The organism is Aeromonas sp. Prich7-2 (assembly GCF_017939255.1).
Classification (GTDB): Bacteria; Pseudomonadota; Gammaproteobacteria; order Enterobacterales; family Aeromonadaceae; genus Aeromonas; species Aeromonas caviae.
On the sequence record NZ_JAGKRI010000133.1, the window covers coordinates 1 to 8,989 of the forward strand.

Consider the following 8,989-nt stretch of genomic DNA (forward strand, 5'->3'; position numbering starts at 1 on the left):
GGAAGGATGGCGACGATGGCGGAGCTGGATGCGGCAGGTGAAGGAAAGCGGGCTAGCGCCGCTGCAACGATTTGGTCGAAATTTATCGAAATATATGCGGGGGATCCTGGCGAGTGCAAACTACCCGATGCACACGAGTGTGCTGGTGCATATTCCCACGCATGGCGATCGCTCAATAACATTCATGCCGATCACGTAATAACATCCATGCCGATCACTCAATAACATCCCAAGCCGATCACTTTTTACCCTCGATGGGAAACCATGATCGGCATCCATGTTATTGGTGACTTTTTCTTCCCGCTTCGTTAAACCCGCACTTTCCCATCTGCTCCAACAGAGGAACGTGCATGTCTGCGAGGCCTATCACTGTGAGAAAACTCAAAGAAATTCTTCGCCTTAAATTTCAGGCTCAACTGGCTCATCGGCAGATCGCCCTCAGCCTGCATATCTCTCCTAGCACCGTATCCTATTACCTCAACCGGGCGGCTCAACTGGGTATCATGACCTGGCCCCTGTCTGAGTCCTGGGATGATGTCTCCCTGGAGCGCGCATTTCTCAAGACCTGCTCTGTTCATAAAACTCAGCACAAACCCACTCCCAACTGGGCCTTGTTGCATCAGGAACTCAAAAAACCAGGTCAAAAAGGCGTGACCCTCGAGCTGCTATGGCAGGAGTACGCCGAGCGCCATCCAGGCTCCCACTACAGCTACAACCACTTCTGTCGGCTCTATAAAGAGTGGGCGGCGCTGCTGCAACCCTCGATGCGGCAGACCCATATTGCGGGCGAAAAACTCTTTGTCGACTACTGCGGCCAGACCATGCCCATTGTCGATCCGCATACCGGCGAGATCCTTTACCGGGCCCAGATCTTTGTCGCCGTGCTGGGGGCCTCCAACTACACCTTTGCCGAGGCCACCCGCTCCCAGCAGCTCGATGACTGGGTGATGAGCCACAAGCGCGCTTTCGAGTTCTTTGGCGGTGTGCCGCAATTGGTGGTACCTGATTGCCTCAAGAGTGCCGTCAGCGTGGCGCGCAATACCGATCCGGATCTCAACCCTACCTACCAGATGCTGGCGGCCCATTTCGGTACGGCGATCATGCCCGCGCGGCCCCGCAAGCCGAAGGATAAGTCCAAGGCGGAGGTGGGCGTGCAGATCGTCACCCGCTGGATCCTGGCGGTGCTGCGTCATGAAACCTTCCATAGCCTGGCCCAGCTCAATCAGCGAATGGGTGAACTGCTGACCCGGCTCAACCAGAAATCCTTCCAGAAGCTGCCTGGCTGCCGTGCCTCACTGTTTGCCGAGCTCGATGCACCGGCGCTCAAGCCGTTGCCGGATTATCCCTATCACTACACCAAAGTAGTGCCGGTGCTGGTTGGTAAGGACTACCACGTCGATCTGGAAAAGCACTATTACTCAGTGCCCTATGCCTTGCAGGGCAAGCGGCTGGAGGCGCATCTGGCCGAGCATACCGTCACGCTGTACCACGCGGGCAAGATCGTGGCCGAACACCAGCGGAGTCATCACAAAGGCCAGCACAGCAGCCTGCGTGAACACATGCCCGCGCATCATCAGGCACTGCTGGAGTGGTCGCCGGAGCGACTGCTTGGCTGGGCGGCGTCCATCGGCCCCTACACCACGCATTGGGTGGATGGCTTTATCCGGCAGGCAGAGCATTCGACGCAAGCGGTGCGCCCTTGCCTGGCCTTGCTGGGGCAGAGCAAAACCTATGGCAAGGAGCGGCTGGAAGCGGCCTGCCTCCGGGGGCACCTGACCGGCGCCAACCGGCTGCACAACATCCGCAGCATGCTCAAGCATGGCCTGGAGGAGCAACAACTCATTGCCAACGAGCGACAGGATCCGCTGCAAGACATCCGTCATGACAATGTCCATGGCGAGCACTACTTCCACTAACCCCACGGATCAGGAGAAGCCGATGCAATTACACCTCGATGAACAACTAAGCCGCCTGCACTTGAGCGGCATGAAACAGGCTCTGAACCAGCAGCAGGCCCAGAGCATGCTGTACCTGGATATGGGTTTTGAAGAGCGGCTGCAACTATTACTGAGCCATGAGCTGGTGCAGCGGGAGCAGAGGAAAACCAACCGCCTGGAGAAGCAAGCCCGGTTCCGGCTAGCCGGACAGGTGGAGCAGCTCGACTATCGGGCGGGTCGAGGCGTGAGCAAAGCGCAGATCCGCCAACTGCTGGAAGGACACTGGCTGAGTCATCAACAAAACCTGCTGCTAACGGGCGCGGCAGGCTGTGGCAAGAGTTACCTGGCGTGTGCCCTGGGCCGTTACTTTATCCGGCAAGGAGTGGGCGTGCGGTATTACCGGCTGAAAACCCTACTTGAAGAGATGCGACTGGCCCAAGCGGATGGCAGCTATCCGAAACTGCTGGAGCGGGTAAGCAACATAGGGGTACTGATCCTGGATGACTGGGGCATGGAGATGCTGGACGCGAGCGAACGCAGCAACCTGCTGGAGATCATCGATACCCGCTACGGCAACGTCTCAACGATAGTGGCGAGCCAATTGCCGGTGGAGAAGTGGTACGGGATGATCGGAGAGGCAACCTTCGCCGAGGCGATCTTGGACCGACTGATCCACAGAGCGGTGCGCGTGACCTTAACGGGAGAATCGATGAGAAAACAGGGCGCCAACTTGACCGATGCCGATCAGGCGGAGTAAAAGGAAGACGCTATAAACGCGGGCAGAAAAAAAGTGATCGGCATGATGTTATTGGCTGATCGACATGATGTTATTAGCCAGCTGGAAGGGGTGAACAACAAGATCAAAGTGATAAAGCGCATGGCATATGGATTTAGGGACTCAGAATACTTTTTTCTGAAAATCAAGGCGGCCTTCCCCGGAAAGCCGCGATGAACCTAAAAAAACCCGGCGCAGGGCCGGGTGACGGGATGAGAAGGTGGGGTCAGGAGGCCAGCAGCGCCAGGGCCGGCTGCGCGTTGCCCGGCATCAGCCGATAGGCCTTGTGGTGCTTGACCAGGGTGGTTTTCTTGTTGCCCTGGCTCAGCAGCAGGCCCCGGGCAAATGCCGCCTCGGCCAGTACCTGCTCGTCCCCGCGCACATAGAGGGTGAGGGGCTTGACCAGCTCACCTCCCTCGATATGGCCCTGATACTCGCTGGCCGAGATGATCAGACTGGATTGCCCCTGGCTCAGCAGCCGCTGCCGGGTGTGCAGTTCGCTGTCGGTGAACACCAGCCAGCCCGCCCCCTCCAGCGCCAAAAGCAGATCGGCCAGGCGCGCCCCCAGCTGTACCGGCTCATACATGGCACGCTCATACTGGCGCTGCACCCGCTCAAGCAGCCCCTTGAGATCGGCCCCCGCCCCCAGCGTCCGCCCCAGTTGCACCCAGGCCTTGAGATCCTCCATCACCAGCCGGGAGAAGCGTTTCTCCTTGAGAGAATCCGCCATCCAGGTACAGAGAAAGTGGCTCTCCTGGGCGGGGGTGCGTTTGCCCGTCTTCTGGGCAGCGGTGCGCTCCAGCTCCGCCAGGCTCTGGCGGGCCATCTCGAGCAGGGCCTGATTGTAAGCAGGAAGGGTCATCTCGGATCCTCTGAAACGGGGCGGCCAGGGGCCGCGTCATCGACAGCACAAAGGCGCCAGTGGCGCCTTTGGAGAGTAAACGCCCCTCCCCGACCGGGAGGGTGCGACGTTGCCTTATTTCGGCTGACGGGGCTTCTTGGCCGCCGCCAGACGCTTGAGGCGCTGACCTTGCAGTTTCGCCTCAGCCATGGCCTGGGCGGCGGCATTGTCTTCACGCTGCGGGCGCTTGCCGAAGCGGCGGCGCTCCTGCAACTGCTTGATGAGGTCGTCACGGCTGCTCACCTCGTAACCCGGCACCATGATGCGGCGGATCTTCTGGCCGATGAGGGCCTCGATCTCCAGCAGGGTGCGCTCCTCCTCGCGACTGACGAAGGAGATGGCCATGCCGCTCTTGCCAGCGCGACCGGTTCGGCCGATACGGTGCACGTAATCTTCCGCGAGGAACGGCAGATCATAGTTGACCACGTATTCCAGGCTCGGAATGTCCAGGCCGCGGGCGGCCACCTCGGTGGCCACCAGCACCCGCAGCTTGCCTTCGGTGAATTCACGCAAGGCACGGCGACGGCTCCCCTGGGCCTTGTCACCGTGCACCACGGCAGACTTGATGCCGTCGAGGTTGAGCTCCTCCACCAGTTCATCGCAGCTCTCGCGGGTGCTGGCAAACACCAGCACCTGCTGCCAGTTCTGCTTGCCGATAAGCTCGGAGAGCAGCTCGCGTTTGCGCTTCTGTTCCACCGGATAAACGGTGTGGCTCACGGTGTCGGCAGTAGAGTTCTGCTTGTCGACGGCCACCACCTGGGGTTTGTCCAGCATGAGGTTGGCCAGCTTTTTTACCGCCTCGGAGAAGGTGGCGGAGAAGAGCAGGTTCTGGCGGGTCTTGTTGACCGCCTGCAGGATCTGCTGCACATCGGCGCTAAAGCCCATGTCGAGGATGCGATCCGCCTCGTCCAGCACCAGAGTCTCGACCCCGGAGAGGCTCAGGTTGCAGGCGGTGAGGTGCTCGAGCAGACGGCCAGGGGTGGCCACTATGATGTGTGCGCCCGCTTTGAGCTTCTTGGCCTGCACATCCTGTTTGCCGCCACCCACGATGGTGAGGGTAGTAATATCAAGATACTTGGCGAAATCGTTGATATTGCTCGCCACCTGGGCCGCCAGCTCGCGGGTCGGGGTCAGGATCAGCACGCGGGCATTGGAAGGCTGCACCGGCGCCGGGTTGTCTACCAGGCGTTGCAGGATGGGCAACGCAAAGGCGGCTGTCTTGCCGGTACCGGTCTGGGCACTGGCCAGCACATCGCGGCCACGGCGAATGGCCGGGATGGCCTGGCTCTGCACAGGGGTCATCTCCTGATAACCGCAATCTGAGATGGCGCGCAAAATCTCGGGGGCAAAATCGAACGATTCAAATCTCATGTTGGGTTCCTGTGTTCCAGCGGAGCTGTAGTTGGCGTGGGTGGCCTGGGCCGGCGTGTGGCCTGGCATCGGCGAGGCGTGGAGCCAAGGACGGCTGGGTCTGACATCAGATCAGAAGATGAGCCGGAAAATGGCGGGCGCGAAGTGTAACAGATAGGCGACAGGAATGCCGCCTCAAATGGCCTGTATTTTTCCGGGGGCTGCGCTCTCCAGACGCGGCAGCAGGCGCAGCCCGGGCAGTGAGATCAGCGCACCCGCTTGCTCGGACGCTTGAGCAGCCGCATGCCGATGGCCGCCACCGCGATGACGAACAACCCGAAAGAGGTGACAAGCAGGCACTTGGTCAGCAGCTCCTGATGATGGGCAAAGACCGGGGTCGCCATCACCATCTTGCCGGCCATGCTCAGCACCAGGGACCAGAGGAAGGCGCTGGCAAAACTCGCCACGGCCACCCGCAGCAGGTGCAGGCGGGAGACTCCCATCAACATGGGGGTCAACACTCTCACGAAGGGGATGAAACGGGACACGAACATGGCCCAGAAGCCGTAACGATCCAGCAGTCGGGAGGCCCTGGGCAGGCTCCCTTCCGGGATCATTCGCTCCACATGGCCCATGAAACGGGTGCCATGCAGTGCCTGCCCCTGCCAGTAGGCGAGCACGCTCCCTATCCCGGCCGCGAGCGGCAGATAGAGCAAGGTCACCTCGGGCCCCAGCACCCCCATGCCCACCAGACCGCCCGCCAGCAGCACCAGGCTGTCACCGGGCAGGGGCAGAAAGACGAAGCTCGATTCAAGGAAGAGGATCACCACCAGACAGGTGACGAGCAGACCGATTGCCTGCATTTGTATAAGCTGATCAAAATCCTGATGCCATATGGCAAGCAGCATGTCCTGCATCTGGTGTGACTCCCATCAACGTAATGCGCATTCGTCATGATGACCCGAAGGCCCCGTCTGGTAATCCATCCCTGCTACCACCCCAATGTTCGTATGGGAGGCCTCTTATACACCCGGGGAACTGAACAATAAATTAATGTCTGTGATTTCTGCCCAGCGGTTCACCCTTCTCGCCCCCCCTGCCCCCGCCAAAGCGAGGGCAGCTTGGCCCATCAGGCCAATGCGCACACCCCAAAACAGGACGGGTCGGCCCTTGCCAGGCTGCCAAGCCAGATGAAACCCGTTACAGTGTGAACATGCCCCAATGGACGGGGTACTCATGGAGCCAGGTATGGCAAGACAGCTCTCTTTTCACACACTTTCCTTGCTGGCGGTTATTGCCGGCGTCTCTGCCGGTCTTGTGACAAAGGCCCGTGCCAGCGACGAGAGCCTGGTTCAACAGCGCGCCAACGCCGTCGTCTCCCTGATGAGCTACGCCGTGGTGCCGGATATCACCGCCAGCAACCTGAATATCGGCAGCGGCACCAACGACACCTCCGCCCTCACCATCACCCAGTTCGGGGGTGGCGCCACCCTGAGCGAGGATGTTCCCCTCTATCTGGAGGGCACCCTGGGTTACAGCCGCTACGATCCCCAGTTTGTGTTCACCGATGGCAACGAGACCCGCACCATACCCACCAAATGGAACAGCCTGAGCGCCACCGGCGGCATCGGCTGGGATATCGGCGTCCACCGGGATCGCTTTGGTGGCAATCTGGTGCTGCGGCCCATCGCCAATGTCACCCTGGGCACGGTGGCCAGCGACCTTCGCATCGGGGCCGCCCTGCTCGAGCACAGGAGTGGCCAGAATCTGGACTTCCTCGACGGCGGCACCCTCAATGTCTATGGCCTCGGCGGCTCATTGATGCTGGACTATGAACTCTTCTCCGCCGCCCAGGACATCGATGCCGAGCTGCGCTACTCCTACCAGCATCTGCAAAGCTTCACCGGCACCGCCGAGAGCGTCAGCGGTCAGGCCGATGCGGAAAACCTCGGGCTTTACCTGCGCCGCCGCGCCCCCCTGTGGCACTGGACCCTGCTGGACAGGCCCCTTCGCTACGTGCTGGAAGGGGCCAGAACCGAATACCTGGGGCAGCAACGGGGGCAGCTCGGTTTCAACAGCCTCAACTCCCTGGGACTTGGCCTCGAACTCGACAGCAGCAAGTACGACATCTTCATCACCCGCACCCGGCTGGTGGCCCGCTATATGTTCAGCAACAGTACCAGCGGCTACTCCATCGGACTGGCGATGAGTTTCTAGCGCAGCAAGGCGACATGAACCGTCCCCATCACCAAATCTCTGACTGAACGCACATTTGACTCCATTGCCGCTATGAGGTCCCACCTGTATCTCCTAGCATGGGGATACGGACGGTGGGTGAAGACGTAAAGCAGAACCACGCCGGGGATTGTGGTCAGGCTGACTACCTACTGTTGAGCAGAGAACACATGACATTTCCAGGGACAGGGAGCTTGTTATGGCCAAATTTCTGAATACCAGCGCAACCAACTATTTCCTCGAAGAGCTGATAAAGGATGCCAAGGAGCGGTTAATCCTGATCAGCCCCTTTCTCAAACTCAATGACAGGATCAAGGAGCTGCTGACCGACAAGAACCGGCTCAAGATCGATGTGCGGATCGTCTATGGCAAGAGCGAACTCCAACCGGAAGAGATCAGCTGGCTCAAGGAGCTCACCTATATCCGCACCAGCTTTTGCAAAAATCTCCATGCCAAGTGCTACCTCAATGAGGAGATGTGCATTGTCACCAGCCTGAACCTCTACGAATTCAGCCAGGTGAACAACAACGAGATGGGGGTGTTGATCCGGCGGGCGGATGACAGTGAGCTGTACCGCGATGCCTACGATGAAGCTCAGCGCATTATTCGGGTGAGCGAGGAGGTGCGCATCACGTTGGAGCGCGTCGCAAGCGACAGTGACCCGCAGGACAACGTGGCCGCCCATGCAGGTACAGCACCGGTTTGTCCAAAATGCGGCACAACCATGGTACTGAGGACCAGCAAACGGGGAGATACCAAGGGTAACAGCTTCTGGGGCTGCCCCGAATACCCCAAGTGTCGCAGCATCATCCCCATCGAGACCCATCCCTGACCGGGATCTGTGAAGGCTAAATCACATGGATATCACTGCTGCCATAGCGCCGCTGCTGACTCAGCTCTGGTTTCTCCTGCCACTGCTGTTGATTGCCACCCTGCTCAAAACGGCCTGGTTCAAAGGGATGGTCGGGGAGTGGTTTATCAATCTCTGTATTCGGCTATTTCTCGACAAGCGGGAATATCGCCTGCTCAAGGACGTGACCCTGCCCACCCCCCAGGGCAGCACTCAGATCGATCACGTGATCGTCTCTCGCTTCGGGCTATTCGTGATCCTGATTACCCATGATTAGCAGTCAGTTACCACGAACTATACTGATCTTACGTACAGTTATCGAGGTGCGAGATCATGGCCAAAAGCAAAATCCAATTCCAGAAAGGCTACAGCCTGTTTGAGTTTCTCAAGGACTATGGCACTGAGGCTCAGTGCGAAAACGCGCTGTTCACTTGGCGTTTTCCTAACGGCTTTGTCTGCCCTGAATGTGCCAACAAGACCTGTTGTCGCCTGAGAAGGCGGCCACGTGTGTGGCAATGCAATCACTGCCGTCACCAGATGTCATTGACTGGAAACACTATTTTCGCAAACACCAAGCTCCCACTGACCAAGTGGTTTCTGGCAATGCACCTGTTGTCACAAACCAAAACAGGCTTGTCAGCGATGGAGCTAAAGCGCCAGTTGGGCGTCAAATATGACACCGCCTGGATGCTCAAGCACAAGCTGCTGCAAGCCATGAAAGAGTCCGATGACAAGCAGCCCATCAGCGGCATCATTCAGCTCGATGATGTCTACTGGGGTGGCGAGCGCCGTGGCGGCAAACGGGGTCGGGGCGCGGCAGGCAAGACGCCGTTTGTGGCAGCAGTGGCCCTGAACAAGGAAGGACATCCAATCAAGATGCGGATGACGGTGGTCGATGGTTTCAAAACCAAGTCCGTTGCTGATTGGGCAAAACGGCATAT

The 8,989-nt window shown here is 59.1% G+C and carries 7 protein-coding genes and 4 pseudogenes; 8 read left to right on the top strand and 3 right to left on the bottom strand.

All coding sequences use genetic code 11. From position 1 onward, the window contains the following. The 4 genes and pseudogenes from J9892_RS17695 to J9892_RS17710 form a co-directional block, all read left to right on the top strand. Window positions 1–145: pseudogene (locus J9892_RS17695) on the top strand (transposase); the annotation flags it as partial. A gap of 205 nt (window positions 146–350) precedes the next feature. Continuing rightward, window positions 351–1,916, top strand: a complete 1,566-nt coding sequence (istA, locus tag J9892_RS17700) for an IS21-like element ISAs27 family transposase (RefSeq protein WP_046400746.1) — start codon at window positions 351–353, stop codon at window positions 1,914–1,916. Between the two features lie 22 nt (window positions 1,917–1,938). Then, complete coding sequence (istB, locus tag J9892_RS17705; RefSeq protein ID WP_043851824.1) at window positions 1,939–2,694, top strand: IS21-like element ISAs27 family helper ATPase IstB; 756 nt, start codon at window positions 1,939–1,941, stop codon at window positions 2,692–2,694. Between the two features lie 75 nt (window positions 2,695–2,769). Then, window positions 2,770–2,889, top strand: a pseudogene (locus J9892_RS17710) (transposase); the annotation flags it as partial. 49 nt (window positions 2,890–2,938) lie between these two features. Here the strand turns inward: J9892_RS17710 and J9892_RS17715 are convergent. The 3 genes from J9892_RS17715 to J9892_RS17725 form a co-directional block, all read right to left on the bottom strand. Then, window positions 2,939–3,574, bottom strand: a complete 636-nt coding sequence (locus J9892_RS17715) for a DUF2913 family protein (RefSeq protein WP_210538642.1) — start codon at window positions 3,572–3,574, stop codon at window positions 2,939–2,941. Window positions 3,575–3,688: 114 nt separating this feature from the next. Continuing rightward, window positions 3,689–4,984, bottom strand: coding sequence for a DEAD/DEAH box helicase (locus J9892_RS17720; protein WP_010675179.1), 1,296 nt, complete (start codon window positions 4,982–4,984; stop codon window positions 3,689–3,691). 245 nt (window positions 4,985–5,229) lie between these two features. After that, window positions 5,230–5,880: a DedA family protein gene (locus J9892_RS17725; protein WP_039040377.1), complete on the bottom strand. Its 651-nt coding sequence runs from the start codon at window positions 5,878–5,880 to the stop codon at window positions 5,230–5,232. Window positions 5,881–6,211: 331 nt separating this feature from the next. Here J9892_RS17725 and J9892_RS17730 point away from each other — a divergent pair, with 331 nt between their 5' ends. The 4 genes and pseudogenes from J9892_RS17730 to J9892_RS17745 form a co-directional block, all read left to right on the top strand. Beyond that, window positions 6,212–7,180: a hypothetical protein gene (locus J9892_RS17730; RefSeq protein ID WP_181023078.1), complete on the top strand. Its 969-nt coding sequence runs from the start codon at window positions 6,212–6,214 to the stop codon at window positions 7,178–7,180. Window positions 7,181–7,397: 217 nt separating this feature from the next. Next, window positions 7,398–8,030 carry a topoisomerase DNA-binding C4 zinc finger domain-containing protein gene (locus tag J9892_RS17735; protein WP_052816477.1) on the top strand — a complete coding sequence of 211 codons (633 nt, stop codon included), beginning with the start codon at window positions 7,398–7,400 and terminating at the stop codon, window positions 8,028–8,030. A gap of 25 nt (window positions 8,031–8,055) precedes the next feature. Then, window positions 8,056–8,307 (top strand): annotated as a pseudogene (locus tag J9892_RS17740) (nuclease-related domain-containing protein); the annotation flags it as partial. A gap of 74 nt (window positions 8,308–8,381) precedes the next feature. Further along, window positions 8,382–8,989 (top strand): annotated as a pseudogene (locus J9892_RS17745) (IS1595-like element ISKpn3 family transposase); the annotation flags it as partial.